Source organism: Pseudomonas sp. WP18 (assembly GCF_036689585.1).
GTDB lineage: Bacteria > Pseudomonadota > Gammaproteobacteria > Pseudomonadales > Pseudomonadaceae > Aquipseudomonas > Aquipseudomonas chlororaphis_E.
This window is the reverse complement of the sequence record NZ_CP144758.1, coordinates 4,630,330-4,645,145: the sequence shown is the minus strand read 5'-3', so window position 1 is coordinate 4,645,145 and position 14,816 is coordinate 4,630,330. Positions and strand designations below refer to the sequence as shown.

The window sequence follows — 14,816 nt, the reverse complement described above, 5'->3', positions numbered from 1 at the left end:
GAGGGCGCGCAGCTTACCTGATTTTCACGGGCGAAAAAAAACCGGCCATCGATGCCGGTTTTCTTCGCGAAACGGTTTACTTGATGAGGCTGAGGAATTCCATGCGCGTCGCGGCATTTTCGCGGAACTCGCCAAGCATCACCGAGGTGATCATCGAGGAATTCTGCTTTTCCACGCCGCGCATCATCATGCACATGTGCTTGGCCTCGATCACCACCGCCACGCCCAGGGCGCCGGTCACCTGCTGGATCGCATCGGCGATCTGGCGGCTGAGGTTTTCCTGGATCTGCAGGCGACGTGCGTACATGTCGACGATGCGCGCGACCTTCGACAGCCCCAGCACCTTGCCGCTCGGGATGTAGGCGACATGGGCCTTGCCGATGAAAGGCAACAGGTGGTGTTCGCACAGCGAGTACAACTCGATGTCCTTGACCAGCACCATTTCGCTGTTGTCAGAGCTGAACAAGGCACCGTTGGTGACTTCTTCCAGGGTCTGTTCGTAGCCGCGGCAGAGGTACTGCATGGCCTTCGCAGCGCGCTTGGGCGTATCGAGCAGGCCCTCGCGGGAGACGTCCTCGCCCAGTTGGCCGAGAATCGCGGTGTAGTTCTGTTCCAGTGTCACAGAGGCTGATTCCATAAGGGTTTCAGGAGGGTACTTGTTCTGTCTGTACCAATTTTGTACCAATCAGGCTGTTTTCGAGTTTCCCGAGTTCGCCCCAGTCGGTACTGGAGTTGATCCATCGGGCGTAGGTCGAGAGCAACATCTGAACGCTGTGACCCAGCTGAGTGGCAATAAATGCAGGGTTCATACCCGCCATGAGGCACATGGTAGCGTATGTGTGACGGCAGTTGTATTGCCGGCGGGCGCGAATCTCCAATTCGGTCAGCGCCGCCTGGAAGTGCTTGTCGGTGACGCTGGACTGCTGGATGAACTCAAAATTCTTTGTGGGTGGAAACACATAGGGCGACTTCGCCTGCTTCCTACGGCTCTGTTTCGCACGTTGTTCCGCGATTTGCTCCGCGACCGCAATGGCATGCATCGCCCGGCTGTTGAGCATGACTTGCCGTTCATTTCGGGTTTTGGTGCGCTCCTCGATCTTATAGTCCGCGACGATCCGGCACACATTGGCTAAGCGTTTCTTCTTGTCCACTTCGTCCCAGCGCAGGGCTGCTATCTCGCTAGGGCGCATTCCGGTGTAGAAGGCGAATTCGAAGTAAGCCGCATAGATCCGCATCGAATGAGTCAGCGTGTTATAGAGGTGCTCAATGATGGCGTTGGCCTCAGCCACCGTGAAAGGGTCGATGGGCTTTTTCGTTTTCACGGGAAGCTCAATGGACTCGACCGGGTTGCGATTGATTAGGCCGTCTTTGACGGCGGTGGTGAACACCGTAGTCAATCGCTGGATCGCCGAGCGCTTAACGCCCGGCGATTGCCATTCAGTGTTGGCTACAATTTTGCGCAATAGCACTGAGGTGATACCGTCCATGGGCAACAGAGCCAAGTGGGGCATCCAGTACAAATTGAGGGACGCTCGATAGTTCTTGCGTGTGCCTGCTACCACCTCCCGACTGTTTAACCACTCCTGGGCATACTCCCCAAAGCGGGGAGTAGCCGAGTAGGTAGCATAAGTGGAGTTGGGAAACAGCTCGGCATAGCGTTGGTCGTCGAGAACACCATGCTTGATCAGGCTGGTTACGTTAGCGCGTAGATCGGATGCCGCTTTAATGCCTTTCGGTGTCTGGGGATAGGGGAGGGTTTCGCAACGGCGTTGCCCGTTCCAGGTGAAGCGAATCCTGACGGACTGGCCGACAAATTCAACTCCGGTGGGCAATCCCATTGGCTTTCGAGCCATGCCTCATATCTCCTGATGCTGTAATAGATGCGGTTGTCGATGGTGTTCCAGACGCCTTTAGGGATGACCCCTCTGGCGCGTTTGCCCTGCAATGCTCGGCGGGTCGTACCGACCAACTCGGCCATTTTTTCCTCGGGAATCTTGTCCACTTGGTACTGCAGCGGTGGCGGATCCGCTGCGGTGTCGAAGTGCGTATACCCCAAGGCAGGCTGCGCGGGCTGGCGGTTCTGAGCTATCAGCGTGGCTTCAGATGCTTCTGCCCGGCGCAGCCTTTCGTGGGGTATAAGTGGCTCGGCAGTGGCTTGGAAAGAAGCAGTAATGCCTGCTGCTGCGCAGCAGAGGCTGTTATTTACAGGCGCGTTGACCCAACTGGCGCTGCGGAGCAAAGCGGACTGGGTTTGAGGGGCGTTCTGTTCCTGCTTCATGCCGCTTTCCTCCGGTGTTCGATAGCGAGTTGGTCCATCAGGCGCTGGTGGTAGGTGAGCCGGGCTTCGGTGGGTGACCACGGCCGGATGCGTTCGGGCGCGGGTTCTATGCCGACAAGGCAATCCCAGGTGGCCGGGTCGGGTGGCATCAGGTCGCGGCGTTCGGTGGCCAGGGCGATCAGGTCGGCTTGGGTGACGGATGCCGGCAGATCCTGATCGATGCTGAAGCGGGTGCAAATGCGTTCCCAGATCCATGTCTCGACGTCCTGGTAGGCGTGCATCCACTGTTTGAGCGGCCGCACCATGTCGCCGATGTAGGCTTCGGTCGCGTCGTGGAGCAGGGCGGCGAGCTTGTGCTCGGCCGGCACCAGATCCGCAACCAAGCAACAGTGCTGGGCCACGCTGTAGAACTCGCGGGTGTGGCCGTTGAAGCGGCACAAATGAGCGAGCGAGTGCGCAATGTCTCGTGGGTCGATCATGTCGACGTCCGGCTCGAACAGGTCAAAGCGTTTGCCGGTATGCGTAAGGATCCAGTTCATGCTGCCTCCTTGACTAGGTCGGCGAGCAGCAGGGCGTTCTGGGTGTCCTTGTGCAACTTGCGCAAGGCGTCATAGCCAATGAGAAGCGACAGTTGCCGGTCAAACTCTTTGCGGAATCGAGTCACTTCGCGCAGTTCGGCGGTGGCTTTGGCGTGTTGCTGGTACAGCACGCCAGCGTCTTGAGGTGAAAGGCGTAGCATCGGGCTATGACGGCTCATGCTGCGTCCTCCACTTTAATCTGATCCAGCAGAGCGGCCATGCCCAGTGCTTTCTCGCGCAGGTCGAGCGCCTGCTGTGCCTGTGCTTTCGAGCTCATGGCGCGGAAGGTGTCAGAGGCCAGCCTCAGTTTTTCGGCGATCTGCATAAGCGTTTGGCGCTCCTGAGGGCCGAAGGCTTGGCTTTTTCTCAGCCGCTTCGCATGGGCTGCGAGGTGCTGGTGATCGGCGCGGATGAATTGGAGGGATGCCTCCAGCCCACGAATGGTTTTCGCGTTGGCGACGCGCTCGTCATTCGTACCCTCTTCGATCCCTTCGGCGCGGCCGTCAATGAGCCCGCCTCGGTAGCCGGTCCAGTAGATGAGGGCCGCGCCGACTATCAGGCCGATCAATGCGCAGATTTGAATTGCAGTCATGTGGTGTGCTCCTGTTGGTGTGGGTGGCTGGTGGTGGCAGCCGTTACGGTTGGGCTTCTTCGGTTGCGTCGGCCTGGGCCTTCGCGTGGACTTCGTCGGCCTTGTAGGCCTGGATGTCGATCAGTGCCGCGACGTGGCGGATATGCGCGTACTTCGGTGCCTTGCGGCTGCTGTCCAGTGTGGTCACGGGCAGTTGAATGCGGCCGCTGGTGATTTCGGCTGCAAAAGACTGCTCGTTGAGGTTGCGGAAGTACTGCACGCGCAGCTTTTCGAGGGGGATAAGCACGTCGCCGAAGGTGCGATACAGCAGCTCGACGGTGGCCGTCTCCGGTGCTGGCATCAGGCGCAGCGGGTTTTGAGGCTGGCTAGTCATGAGGCTTTGGGTTCTCCATGCGTTTGTTTCGGGCCGGGTGATTCCAGGCATTCAGGCAATGGCGTTTGGTCAGCTCGCGCAGGTGCTCCGGCACCTCAAGGAGCGCGGCGTTGCGCTCCTCTCGGGTGCGTAGGGCGATGATCTGGCGGGCGTATTCCCTAGGCCACGTCACGGTTGTCTGCCGGGATGGCAGGAAGGTCGAGGCCCAGTTGTTCCGCCAGCCATGGGATACCGGCCTGCCGAACTCGTGTCGATTGGCTGTACTGCATGCCCAGCGTGTCGTGGTACCAATTGCTGTCCTTGATCCGCAGGTATTCTCGGTCACGAACGGGGAACGCCGGCAGGTTGCGGTCGGTAAGCAGGCCCTTCTCACGCATGAGTTTGATCAGGGCGGGGCGGGTCAGGCCGAAGTGCTTGGCGGTCTTTTCGAGGTTGCGCTCCATGTCATTCCCCTATGCCGCGTGTGCTGCAGGTGTCGCCAGCACAGCCAAGTGGTTGATGGATTCGCAAACCTTCTCGTACATCTCTAAGTCGGTGCCGTATACGGTAAAGCACTTAGTGCGTGGACTTTTGACGCCGATGCTCATGACTACCGTGATGCCCGGGCGTGTCCGCGTCCGATGCACGGCGAGCCGGATCGGCAGTTCAAAACCCAGATCCAGATCGATAAACCCACCCGTGCCGACCAGCATGAAAACTTGTTCGCGCTGCAGGGGGCTGAAAGCGCCGTACTCGCGTTCAGAATGGCGTGCAGAGTGGGGGGCGCGAGTCTGGTCAATAGGGCCGTTAGCGATTTCCTCAATGAAGTCGGCCAGCTTCAAGTGAGTTTTCTTAGTGTTGGGCAGGGTAAGCGTGTGTCGCTCTGAGCCCAGCTCAACGGTGAAGGTGCTGTCCGCCTTGTTACGTTCAACCTTCAACTGGAATGCCAGCACAACGCGCCGAGGCGTTGACCGTAAGATGTGGTCGAAAGTGCCGCTCAGGTTCACCTGGGCGCAGAGCAACGTCAGCGTACGATTGTCGATCTTGAATTTGCTCATGCCGCCCGACCTCCGTCGGTTGGGTCGAAGGAAGCCGGTGCGGTACGGGCCTGTTGCCTGGGTTTAGACGGGATGAAGGTGCAGCCGTAGATACGGGCGAGACGCCTTACTTCGAAGATGCGGGCTAGGTCGGCAACGGCCGGATGGATGTGAAGGGATGCTGTGGTGTGCATGGTTTAGACTCGCTCTGTGGTGGAAGAGTGAGCTGATAGTTAACCACAAAGGTTAACTTGTCAAAAATATTTTTACCTTGTGGGTGATTTTTATATCTTGGGTGACGCCCATTTCGACTTTCTGATGGACAGAATGGTGGCAAAGCAATAGCTTTACTCTAGATTTCCAGCGTCCACGTACAGGGAGTTTTCTGATGGCGTCGCCTCTTTCCGATTTAGATGAACTAGTTTTGAAATGCCGGGACGAAAAGGCCAAGAGCTATATTCGCGAGGCTGTAGCCTGCTATAAATCTGGTGCATTCCGCTCATCGATTGTTTCGACTTGGATTGCCGTGGCTTTTGATATCATCGATAAATACAAGGAGTTATCCTTGGCAGGTGATAAGCAAGCTGAGGGAGTAATACAGGCCTTCGAAGCGGCGCGCGTGGCGAATGATATTTCTGCCTCTTTGAAATTCGAACGAGAGCTGCTAACTAATGCTAGAGACAAATTTCAACTGATATCGCATGTTGAGTTTACAGATTTAGATAGGCTACAACAGGATCGTAATAGGTGCGCTCATCCTTCGATGACCGTAGATAGTGAAATTTTTAACCCTCCAGCCGAACTCGCGAGGGTACATATGAGATCGGCAGTTGAGTATTTGCTTCAGTATCCACCTGCTCAAGGAAAGTACGCGCTTGCCTTGTTGCTCAAGGAAGTTGACTCGGGCTATTTTCCCGCCGATACAGAGAAGGCTGTCGTTGCGTTTAGAAATGGCCCCTTGCTAAAGGCGCGCTCGGCTCTCGTGACTAGTTTCATTGTGGTTCTTTTAAAGAAATTTTTCGCAGGTTTAACACTTAAAGAAGAACTGCAAGTTTCAACCGCGCTTAAAGCGATCGAAACGATGCATAAGGTCGTATATGACCAAACAATGGCGGAAAAGCTTTCTCCAGTTGTTCGTGCTTTAGATGCAGGGAATCTCGATAACGTTCTCACGCTGCTTACCTTGTTAGACGACGCATGGGTTATGCTTGATGAGGATCAGCAGCAGAGAATTTCTGCCTACGTTGAAGAGTTGCCTACCGGTAATTTTGACCAGTTAATCCCCCTGTTGGCACTTGAAGGCTTAGAGGCATCTGCGAAAAGCCGTGTTATGAAAGCTAATCGTTCGGAAATTAATCACTCAAAAACAACCTTATACAATGATGTCGTCGGGGAGAGGGTGGCCGAGCTATTCGCTATCTCGCCTTCTTTTGCTATGGCAAATGAATTTGGTCACACTGTTATCAGGTTTGCGAAGCATTTTACCAAACAACAAGTCCTTGACTTAATTCGAGCGTGTGGAACAAATGATCAAATCAAATACAGCTTTGTAGTGGGTGCTGTAATATCTGCTTTGAAGGATAATAAGCAAGTTGAGCTTGGGGAGTTGAATGCAGCTTTGACTGAAGTAGGCTTAAAAGAGTATGTTGATGATCCTGAGCAAATAGATGATCTAGGAAGCCAATCTCCGGATGCGGCATAAAACTATCAGTCTGAGTTCGGATCTATTGATCTGGGCTCGGATATCTATAGGTCTGATATTTTCCATCTTGCTCTTCCACAGATGGTCCATTCTTCGGTCATTTTTATGATTCGTTCCGGCCAGTCAGGGTTTAGCGCATAGAGATACTGCTCATTCCCTTCTTGCTTCAATTGCTTGAGTGTTGCCGCTTGATCTCTGGTTCTTTTTGCGGCAACGAAATGACCAGGTAAAGCTTCTAGAGAGGGATCGATGACTATTTTATCGCCCTCGACGAATTTCGGCTCCATGCTCATTCCTTCGACGCGAAGTATGAAAGCTCGAGGCCCGACAGGTCCGGGGGCATCGATCCATTCCTCCGCATCACGCGGATCGAAAACTATATCCGACTCACACCATGCCCCGGCGGCGATAGATCCAATCACAGGCAATTTACGTCCAGTGTGACTCAATACGGTTGCATTATTGAATTCGCCTATTCCAAAAGGCATGTCTAGATAACCGGTGTGAAGACTTAATGCCTGCTCTATTTCCCGGGCAATCTGATCACCAATACCTTTCGTGGGGTTTTTCCCCCCGAACGCGCTCACTTGAGCCGGTGCTTTGCCCAAAAGGTCAGCGATGTCGGTCAAGCGGAGTTTTTTCTCAGCCAAGACTCTTCGGAAATTCTGCAGGCGCGTGTCGGAAATTTTCATGCCGGGAGTTTGACTTTTTTAACCTTTCCGGTGAATGTCCAAAAAGGTGTTGAAAAAATTAACCTGAATGGTTAAATTTGGGGCGGGAGGTATCACACATGAATCTGCGCGATTACATCAACAATTTGGATCCCGAGGAGCTCATGGCTTATGCAGCGCGATGCAGCATAGCGGTGAGCTATTTAAGGCTACACGTCAAGTACGCGAGCAAAGATCCCAGCGTCTCGCTGATCAAGTCTTTGACCCGCGAAAGCGAAGGCTGCGTCTCCCTTGCCGAAGTGCTGGAGCATTTTGGCATCACCGAAACGACTGCGTCCAAAGCTGCTTAGCTAGAAAAAAGGCGACCCAACGGCCGCCCAGTTCCTCCCGACACGCACCACCACAGCGCTGTCGGGTCGCGATAAAGGTAGGCGGGCACACCACATGCAAACCACCTCTCTTCATCGCGCTTTCCCAAGGCTCGGAAGCCTTGGTGTTGCTGCCTTTTCCACCACAGATTGGGCAGCTGTTGCGCCAAGGGTGAGCAATGGATTGTTCGCCCCGGCACGGTGCCGGTGTTGATCCCGAAGATCTATCCGGCGTTTAGGCCCTTTCAAGCCACGCGGCAAATGTATCACCACTGCATGTCGCGCGGCACTGGCAACTTTCAAGGATTAATGCCATGAGCCGAATCGCTTTGAGTTGCGTCGAACGAGCACAGCGGGAAGTCCTGCCGCTCGATCTGGCGCTTTACCATGCCGCACGGGACTATCCGGGCGGTGCCGCTGCAATTGCCGCCACCACCGGCAGAAACTCCACCACGCTGCAGCACAAACTGTCCCCCACGCACCCCAGTCACTCAGTGAACATCCAAGAGTTTGCCGAGATCCTCGAACTGACGAAGGACAGGCGCATCCTGGACGCGGTGCATGCCTTGGTCGGCGATACGATCTGGCACGAGCTGTCTGAGGTGTATACCACTGACATGCCGGAAACCCTGACCATCGGCCTCGCCGAGTATTTCCGGCAGGTGGCCGATCTGGCCGATACCTGGGCCAAAAGTATCGGCGATGGGGTGGTCAGCGATCATGAGCTGGCCGCGATCCGCCTGCAGGTGTTTAGAGGTATCCAGGGGCTGCTGGGCTTGTTCAACCGCGCCACGTACGTCAACCAGACAACGCGGGGTGACAGCCGTGGCTGACATTGCTGATTTCGCCAATGACTTGGTGCAGGAGCGCATCGATCAGGCGCTCGCTGCTCGCAGTGCATTCAAACCGGCGTTGCCTGGGCATTCGTTGTTGTTTTGTGAAAGCTGTGACGATCCGATCCCCGAGGCGCGGCGCTTGGCCCAGCAGGGCTGCACACAATGTGTGACCTGTCAGTCCATTGATGAGATGCGGGAGGCACGTCATGCTCGATGACGTGTTGAATCAATTTGCGGACTTTGGTCTGGAGCCCGCGCAGCCACTGCATTACGGCAAGCTGACTCGATGCAAGACCGCCCTGGATAAGGGCAAGGAGAAAAACGGCTGGTACGTTCTGCATGAACACCGCACCGAGAAAGGCGAAACCCTGATCTTCGGTTCGTTCGGTGACTGGCGTACAGGGGAAACACAAAAGATCAAAGTAAAGCCCGGTCGGATGACTCCTGAAGAGCGTGAAGTCATGCGCGCTCGTCAGGAGGAAGCCAAGCGAAAGGCCGCCGAGAAGGCTGCCAACGCTGCCCGTCGAGCGGCTAACCGTGCTTCAGGCTTATTCAAGCGAATGCCCGAGAAAGGCCGTAGCGCCTATCTGGATCGAAAGCAGATCGTGGGCCTCGGCGTTCGTTATGCCCCGCGCTCCGGCGCGGTTTTGGTGCCCATGCAAAACGCTCGGGACCAGATCGTCGGGTTACAAGTGATATTTCCCGAGAAGCAAGAGGACACTGGTCGCGACAAGTCTTACTGGCCCTATGGGATGGCGAAGGAAGGCGCCTTCCACCTCATTGGTCCGCACCCTGAGCCGGGCGAGCCAGTGCTGGTGTGTGAGGGCTACGCCACAGGTGCAAGCCTGCACATGGCGACCTCATTGACGGTCGCCGTTGCCTTTGATGCGGGCAACCTCATGATGGTCTCCAAGGTAATGCGCGAGCGGTTCCCGGGGCGTCCAATCATCATCTGTCGCGATGACGACTGGAGAACCAAGCGTCCGAACGGTGAGCCCTGGAACCCGGGTGAGGAAAAGGCAAGCAACGCGGCATTGGTGGTGGGTGGTCAGGTGGTCGCGCCGATCTTTACCGTCGAGCGGGAAGACAAATGGACTGACTTCAACGACCTTCATTGCGCTGAAGGCTTGGAAGCTGTCCGCCGTCAGGTGCTGGCGGTGGTCAAGCCTCCTGCAGCAGGTGGCTGGAAAGACTGGCTGGCCCGGACCGAAAACGGCATGTTGATCGCTCACATGCAAAACGTAGAGCTGATCCTGAGCAACGATGAGCGCTGGGCCGGTGTGATCGGCTTCAGTGCTTTCAGCTCCAAGATCGTTAAGTTGCGTGCTGCCCCGTATGGCGGTGGCGTCGGTGATTGGGCTGACATTGATGACATGCTGGTGATGAAGTGGCTCGCCCAGCAGTACAACTTGCGGGTCAAGGCCAGCAGCGTGATCGAGGCGGTGAGTGTTGTTGCTCATGACAATGCATTTCATCCAGTACGCAATTACCTCAATGGCCTGGAATGGGACCGAGTGCCACGGCTCGATACCTGGTTGACAGACATCATGGGCGTAGCCCCTACCGACTACAGCTCCAAGGTCGGTAAGCGCTGGATGGTCTCGGCGGTCGGCCGGGTGATGCAGCCTGGCTGCAAGGCTGACTCGGTGATGATCCTCGAAGGCGCGCAGGGCGCTGGTAAATCCACGGCTATGTCGGTGTTGGGTGGTGACTGGTTTATGGATACCCCCTTCGCCCTGGGCGACAAGGATGGGTTCCAGGCCATTCGCGGCAAGTGGATCGTTGAGCTGGGGGAACTGGACAGCTTCAACAAGGCCGAGTCCACCAAGGCGAAGCAGTTCTTCTCGGCCTCGACCGACACCTACCGCGAGAGCTATGGCCGCAGAACGATGGACGTGCCACGCCAGTGTGTTTTCGTGGGTACGACGAACCAGGATGAATACCTGAAGGATGCCACCGGGAACCGGCGCTATTGGCCGGTGGCTTGTACCAAGGTCGATCTGGAGCAACTGCGCGAGATCCGCGACCAGCTGTGGGCCGAGGCGATGTTTTGCTATCAGTCCGGCGATATCTGGTGGGTCAACCGGGAGGAGGCGCCGTTGTTCGCCGAGGCCCAGGAAGAGCGCTTTGTGGTGGATGAGTGGGAAGGCCCGATTCTGGATTGGCTCGAGGAGTCTCAAATTGGCGAGACCGCGACCGGCACCGACATTCTGCAGGGGGCTTTGAAACTGGACTTCGGTCACTGGGGCAAACCGGAACAGATGCGGGTCGGGGCGATCATGCACCGGTTGGGTTGGCGCAAGGTCCGGCAACCAGCTCTGCGCAAAAGCGGCATCAGGCCTTGGGCCTACAAGAAGCCGGAGAATTGGGGCGGGGGATCGAACCTGGAACAGCAACCGGTCGAGGAGCCTTGTTTCGATGATTAAGGAGATCGATGCGCGGCTGCGCAAATGGGCAGAGGATCTGCATTGCGGCATGAGTGCCGGCGGGCTCGCCGGTGGAAACATGGTCGCCATGATGATGGAGAGCAATGGGCAGTTGATTCGAGGCCGGCGTGCGTTCCGGGCACCCTTGGAGGGTTCGCTAGATATCGAGCTGATCGTGACCAAGCATCTCGACCCCCTGCATGTGCAAATCGTGCGAGAGCACTACTGCAACCAGGACTCGGACATGCGCTTGAAGTATGCCCACTGCGGCTGCGGGCGCGACACCTACTACCAGCGTCTGCATGACGCACACCTGTGCATCTATTGGCTGCTGATGGGGATCGCTGCTTGATCCTGCCTGCGTCCTTCGCTGTCCTACCGGCTCGCCTTGTCCCACTGTTGTTTGATGCAGTTGGACAATCGCGGGCCGCGTTGTTGTTGAGCTGTCCAACTGTCCAACCTTCCCGCACGTCCCGCCCATGTGTGAGCGTAGCGGGAACGTATACGCGCCCAGGGCGCGCACGCGTGCTCTTAGCTTTTTCTCTTTACGTGAGAGAAGAGAAAATTAAGTAGGACAGTGGGGCAGGCCCCGATTCTAGGAGCCTGTAGCTGTCCCACTTCGATCTAAGGTAGTGGGACAGGCAGGACAGCGCCGCAGGCGCTGGAAGCCGAAATAAAGATATTCGCCGACATTGCCTAGGCGTTCACCAGACATTCACCGGGTGGCATTAAAACAGGCTTGCTGCCACCGGAATCGACCTGTAAAAAGTACTCATCTTCGATAGGTGCGACCGCATAAAGCGGCCGACACCACACACCAAACCCGGCCCTTGCGCCGGGTTTTTGCGTTTAAGGGGCGGGGTAATGACGAACGAGCAGCAAGCACTGGCAGAGATGCCGATCTGGTTAGTGATTCTCCTGGCCTTGGTCGGTGGCGTATCGGGGGAGATGTGGCGGGCGGACAAGGATGGGGCGCGGGGCTGGGTGTTGTTGAGACGCCTGGCGCTGCGGTCCGGTGCCTGCGTTGTCTGCGGGGTGTCGGCAATGATGCTGATGATCGCCGCCGGCATGTCGCTCTGGACGGCAGGGAGCCTGGGCAGCATCACGGCGATGGCCGGTGCCGATGTAGCCATCGGGCTTTACGAACGCTGGGCCGCCAAGCGGCTCGGTGTAGCAGAAGCACCGCCGACTGGCGGTGGGCAGGGGTGATTTTGGCGCCGGGGACCCTGGGAGCATTCAGAGGGCACGGGGTCGCAAACCCGCGGGAAAGCGTTAGCGGCAGGGTTGCCAGCTTACTGAAATTCAACCCGTTGAAATTGAAAGGTTCGCATTGAAAAGCCGTTGAAAGGAGGGCTCATGACAGAACCACAGTACCTGTCGAAGAGCGCCTTCGCGGCCCGGATCGGCAGGGCACCGAGTTACATCACCTGGTTGAAAAACAACAACCGGCTGGTGCTCAGTGCCGACGGCAAACAAGTCGATGTTCAGGCCAGCGAAGCGTTGATTCGCGACACCGCCGACCCGAGCAAAGCCGCCGTCGCCGAGCGTCACCAGCAGGACCGGATTCAGCGTGATGTGTACGGCCAGCTTTCAACCTCGGTTGAGCCGACTTGCACGGCTGCGCCGCCGCCCGCGAACACACCTGCGGGGCAGCTCCCCGATTTCCAGAAAGCCCGTGCACTGCGTGAGCACAACTTAGCTCAGCTCGCGGAAATCGAGCTGCACAAAGCCAAAGGATCGTTGGTCGCGTTACCCGCCGTGCAATTAGGCGCCTACAACGCTGGGCGCCTCCTTCGCGATCAGCTGTTTGGCATGCCGCCACAGCTGGCGCCGGAGCTGGCGGTCATGACCGACCCCTGGGAAATCGAAAAGCACCTGACGGCGGCCTTACGCCGCACGCTGGAGGACGCGGAGCGCCTTTCCTCGGCGGACCTTGAACACGCCCTGAATACGAGTTGAGCCTATGCCCACGGAATTCCCTGACGGTGCAGAGGTGTACCGCGAGGCATATTTCCGTGGGCTGCGTCCCGACCCGGATGTCTGGATTGATGTATGGGCCGACGAATACATGCGCATCCCGCGTGACACCGGCGCCGCCGAGCCCGGCCAGTACCGCACGTCACGTACACCGTACGCCCGCGAGCCAATGCGATGCCTTTCGCCGGCTCACCCATGCAAACGTGTGGTGACCATGGTCGCCTCGCAGTTGATGAAAACCCAGATCGCCTTGAACTGGATCGGCGGCCTGATCCACATGGCGCCGTCGAACATCCTGACGTTGCTGCCGAGTCTGGGCTTGGCGAAGCGTGTCTCCTCACGGATTGGCAAGACCATCAAGGCTACGCCTGTTCTGCGCGAACGAGTGGCCTCCAGCCGCTCGCGAGACTCGCGCAACACCATGGACACCAAGGAGTTCGAAGGTGGTTCGCTGTATGTCACCACAGCCGGCTCGGCGGCCAACCTTTCGGAGCTGTCGGCGCGCTACGTTTACGGCGATGAGATCGACCGCTGGGAAGTGGACATTGGCGAGGAGGGCGACCCCATCGAGCTGGCGGAAACGCGGGGCAGTACGTTCGGTCGCAATGCGAAGTTCTACTTCTCCAGTTCGCCAACCATCAAAGGTGCCTCGCGGATCTCCGACTTGTTCGAGGGTAGCGACCAACGTCACTACTACGTGCCGTGCCCCACCTGCGGGCACATGCAGACTCTGGAGTGGGAGCGCCTGCACTACTCGCGGGACTTCAGCGTGGTGCACTACCAGTGCGCCGGCCCTGATTGTGACGTGTTGATCGAGGAGTACCACAAGGCCGAGATGCTCGCCAAAGGCGAATGGCGCGCCCATGCCGAGGGTGACGGCGAGACGGTGGGGTTTACCCTTAACGCCTTGTATTCGCCGCTTGGCTGGATGGACTGGAAGTCCCTCGCCAAGCAGTTCGAGAAGGCCAAAAAAGCCCAGGCCAAGGGCGACCTTGAACCGATGCAGGTGTTCTACAACACCCGTTTGGCGAAGGTCTGGGACAGCGCACAGGAGCAAACCAAGGCCGATACCCTGAAGCACCGGGCACGCCTGGAAAACTTCACCCTCGGCTCGATGCCGGCCGGCGTGCTCATGATCACCGGCGCCGTTGACGTCCAGGCCAACCGCCTGGAGTTCATGGCGATGGGGTGGGGCGTCGGCATGGAGCGCTGGGTCATTGACTACCAGATCGTCTCGGGCGACCCGGCAGATGATCGCACTTGGGCGGCGCTGGACGAATTGCTCAAGGCCAAGTACCGGCATCCGTGTGGTGTTGGTCTGGGGATTCTGGCAACGGCTGTCGACTCCGGCGGTCATCACACCGACGAGGTCTATCAGTTCTGCCGCGTGCGCCGCTGGCGAAACGTGTTCGCCATCAAGGGCGCGAGCAAGCCAGGCAAACCGGTGATTGCCCAGCGGCCGTCAATGGTGGACGTGACATGGAAGGGCCAGACAGAACGCAACGGCGCTGAACTGTGGTTTGTCGGCACCGATACCGCGAAGGACTGGATCTACAATCGTTACTCGTTCCCAGACGGGCCGGGATCGTTGCACTTTGCCAACGACCTGCCGGACGACTTCTTCGCGCAGTGCGTAGCTGAACGTAAGGTCGCGCGTTACGTACGGGGTCACAAGCGCATTGAATGGGTCAAGGGCAAGGCCGAGCGCAACGAAGCCCTTGACCTGATGGTGTACTGCCTTGCCATGGCGCATTACGTGGGCATCAACCGCTACAAGGAGCACGACTGGGAGCGGGTCCGCCAGGCCCTGGCGCAGTCTGGGTTGTTCGATGACGCGCTGGGGATCAAGCCTGTGCAGGGCGAACGAGTCACTCAACCTGTTCCGGCGGCCATGCCACAACCAGCACCACAACCTGTCGCTCAAGCGGCTCAACCACGACCCGCTGCACCATCCCCTCAACGCCGCAGTTCCACCAGCGGCTATCTGAAGAGACGCTGA

20 protein-coding genes are annotated in these 14,816 nt (G+C 57.6%); 9 read left to right on the top strand and 11 right to left on the bottom strand.

The features are described 5' to 3' along the window. Window positions 1–76: 76 nt before the first annotated feature. From folE to V5F23_RS20525, 10 genes are read right to left on the bottom strand one after another with little or no spacing between them, the layout of a single operon-like run. Window positions 77–622: a GTP cyclohydrolase I FolE gene (folE, locus tag V5F23_RS20570; protein ID WP_047736476.1), complete on the bottom strand. Its 546-nt coding sequence runs from the start codon at window positions 620–622 to the stop codon at window positions 77–79. Window positions 623–644: 22 nt separating this feature from the next. Continuing rightward, complete coding sequence (locus V5F23_RS20565) at window positions 645–1,793, bottom strand: tyrosine-type recombinase/integrase (protein ID WP_338498972.1); 1,149 nt, start codon at window positions 1,791–1,793, stop codon at window positions 645–647. Next, the gene (locus V5F23_RS20560; RefSeq protein WP_338496388.1) at window positions 1,694–2,278 is read right to left on the bottom strand and encodes a hypothetical protein; all 585 of its coding nucleotides are present in this window, start codon (window positions 2,276–2,278) and stop codon (window positions 1,694–1,696) included. The genes V5F23_RS20565 and V5F23_RS20560 overlap by 100 nt, the downstream gene beginning before the upstream one ends. Beyond that, entirely contained in the window at window positions 2,275–2,817 is a 543-nt protein-coding gene (locus V5F23_RS20555) for a phosphohydrolase (protein ID WP_338496386.1), read from the bottom strand. Before V5F23_RS20555 ends, V5F23_RS20560 begins: the two co-directional genes overlap by 4 nt. Then, window positions 2,814–3,035, bottom strand: a complete 222-nt coding sequence (locus V5F23_RS20550; protein ID WP_106271161.1) for a hypothetical protein — start codon at window positions 3,033–3,035, stop codon at window positions 2,814–2,816. Before V5F23_RS20550 ends, V5F23_RS20555 begins: the two co-directional genes overlap by 4 nt. Next, window positions 3,032–3,448, bottom strand: a complete 417-nt coding sequence (locus V5F23_RS20545; protein ID WP_338496384.1) for a hypothetical protein — start codon at window positions 3,446–3,448, stop codon at window positions 3,032–3,034. The genes V5F23_RS20550 and V5F23_RS20545 overlap by 4 nt, the downstream gene beginning before the upstream one ends. Window positions 3,449–3,491: 43 nt before the next feature. Beyond that, a complete protein-coding gene (locus V5F23_RS20540; RefSeq protein ID WP_123351314.1) occupies window positions 3,492–3,821 on the bottom strand; it encodes a pyocin activator PrtN family protein in 330 nt (109 codons plus the stop codon). After that, window positions 3,814–3,993, bottom strand: coding sequence for a hypothetical protein (locus tag V5F23_RS20535; RefSeq protein ID WP_337349358.1), 180 nt, complete (start codon window positions 3,991–3,993; stop codon window positions 3,814–3,816). Before V5F23_RS20535 ends, V5F23_RS20540 begins: the two co-directional genes overlap by 8 nt. Next, window positions 3,980–4,264: a phage antirepressor KilAC domain-containing protein gene (locus V5F23_RS20530; protein ID WP_079305132.1), complete on the bottom strand. Its 285-nt coding sequence runs from the start codon at window positions 4,262–4,264 to the stop codon at window positions 3,980–3,982. The genes V5F23_RS20535 and V5F23_RS20530 overlap by 14 nt, the downstream gene beginning before the upstream one ends. 9 nt (window positions 4,265–4,273) lie before the next feature. Further along, window positions 4,274–4,858 (bottom strand): hypothetical protein, encoded by a 585-nt coding sequence (locus V5F23_RS20525; protein WP_338496378.1) that lies wholly within the window; start codon window positions 4,856–4,858, stop codon window positions 4,274–4,276. Window positions 4,859–5,225: 367 nt separating this feature from the next. Between V5F23_RS20525 and V5F23_RS20520 the strand changes: the two genes are divergently transcribed. Continuing rightward, the gene (locus V5F23_RS20520) at window positions 5,226–6,539 is read left to right on the top strand and encodes a hypothetical protein (protein ID WP_338496375.1); all 1,314 of its coding nucleotides are present in this window, start codon (window positions 5,226–5,228) and stop codon (window positions 6,537–6,539) included. Window positions 6,540–6,583: 44 nt separating this feature from the next. Here V5F23_RS20520 and V5F23_RS20515 read toward each other — a convergent pair whose 3' ends face one another. Next, window positions 6,584–7,231 (bottom strand): S24 family peptidase, encoded by a 648-nt coding sequence (locus V5F23_RS20515; RefSeq protein ID WP_338496372.1) that lies wholly within the window; start codon window positions 7,229–7,231, stop codon window positions 6,584–6,586. A 98-nt stretch (window positions 7,232–7,329) separates the two neighbouring features. On the opposite strand from V5F23_RS20515, the gene V5F23_RS20510 reads away from it, so the two are divergent. From V5F23_RS20510 to V5F23_RS20475, 8 genes are all read left to right on the top strand, one after another. Further along, on the top strand, window positions 7,330–7,560 hold the full coding sequence (locus tag V5F23_RS20510) for a hypothetical protein (protein WP_338496369.1): 231 nt from the start codon (window positions 7,330–7,332) through the stop codon (window positions 7,558–7,560). A gap of 332 nt (window positions 7,561–7,892) precedes the next feature. After that, entirely contained in the window at window positions 7,893–8,411 is a 519-nt protein-coding gene (locus V5F23_RS20505) for a phage regulatory CII family protein (protein WP_338496366.1), read from the top strand. Beyond that, the gene (locus tag V5F23_RS20500; RefSeq protein WP_072394137.1) at window positions 8,404–8,631 is read left to right on the top strand and encodes a TraR/DksA family transcriptional regulator; all 228 of its coding nucleotides are present in this window, start codon (window positions 8,404–8,406) and stop codon (window positions 8,629–8,631) included. Before V5F23_RS20505 ends, V5F23_RS20500 begins: the two co-directional genes overlap by 8 nt. Beyond that, entirely contained in the window at window positions 8,621–10,840 is a 2,220-nt protein-coding gene (locus V5F23_RS20495) for a VapE domain-containing protein (protein WP_338496364.1), read from the top strand. The genes V5F23_RS20500 and V5F23_RS20495 overlap by 11 nt, the downstream gene beginning before the upstream one ends. Then, on the top strand, window positions 10,833–11,192 hold the full coding sequence (locus V5F23_RS20490; protein ID WP_338496363.1) for a hypothetical protein: 360 nt from the start codon (window positions 10,833–10,835) through the stop codon (window positions 11,190–11,192). The genes V5F23_RS20495 and V5F23_RS20490 overlap by 8 nt, the downstream gene beginning before the upstream one ends. Before the next feature lie 512 nt (window positions 11,193–11,704). Then, window positions 11,705–12,049: a phage holin family protein gene (locus V5F23_RS20485; RefSeq protein ID WP_271901848.1), complete on the top strand. Its 345-nt coding sequence runs from the start codon at window positions 11,705–11,707 to the stop codon at window positions 12,047–12,049. 147 nt (window positions 12,050–12,196) lie between these two features. After that, on the top strand, window positions 12,197–12,799 hold the full coding sequence (locus tag V5F23_RS20480; RefSeq protein ID WP_338496360.1) for a terminase small subunit: 603 nt from the start codon (window positions 12,197–12,199) through the stop codon (window positions 12,797–12,799). A gap of 4 nt (window positions 12,800–12,803) precedes the next feature. Further along, window positions 12,804–14,816 carry a phage terminase large subunit family protein gene (locus V5F23_RS20475; RefSeq protein ID WP_338496358.1) on the top strand — a complete coding sequence of 671 codons (2,013 nt, stop codon included), beginning with the start codon at window positions 12,804–12,806 and terminating at the stop codon, window positions 14,814–14,816.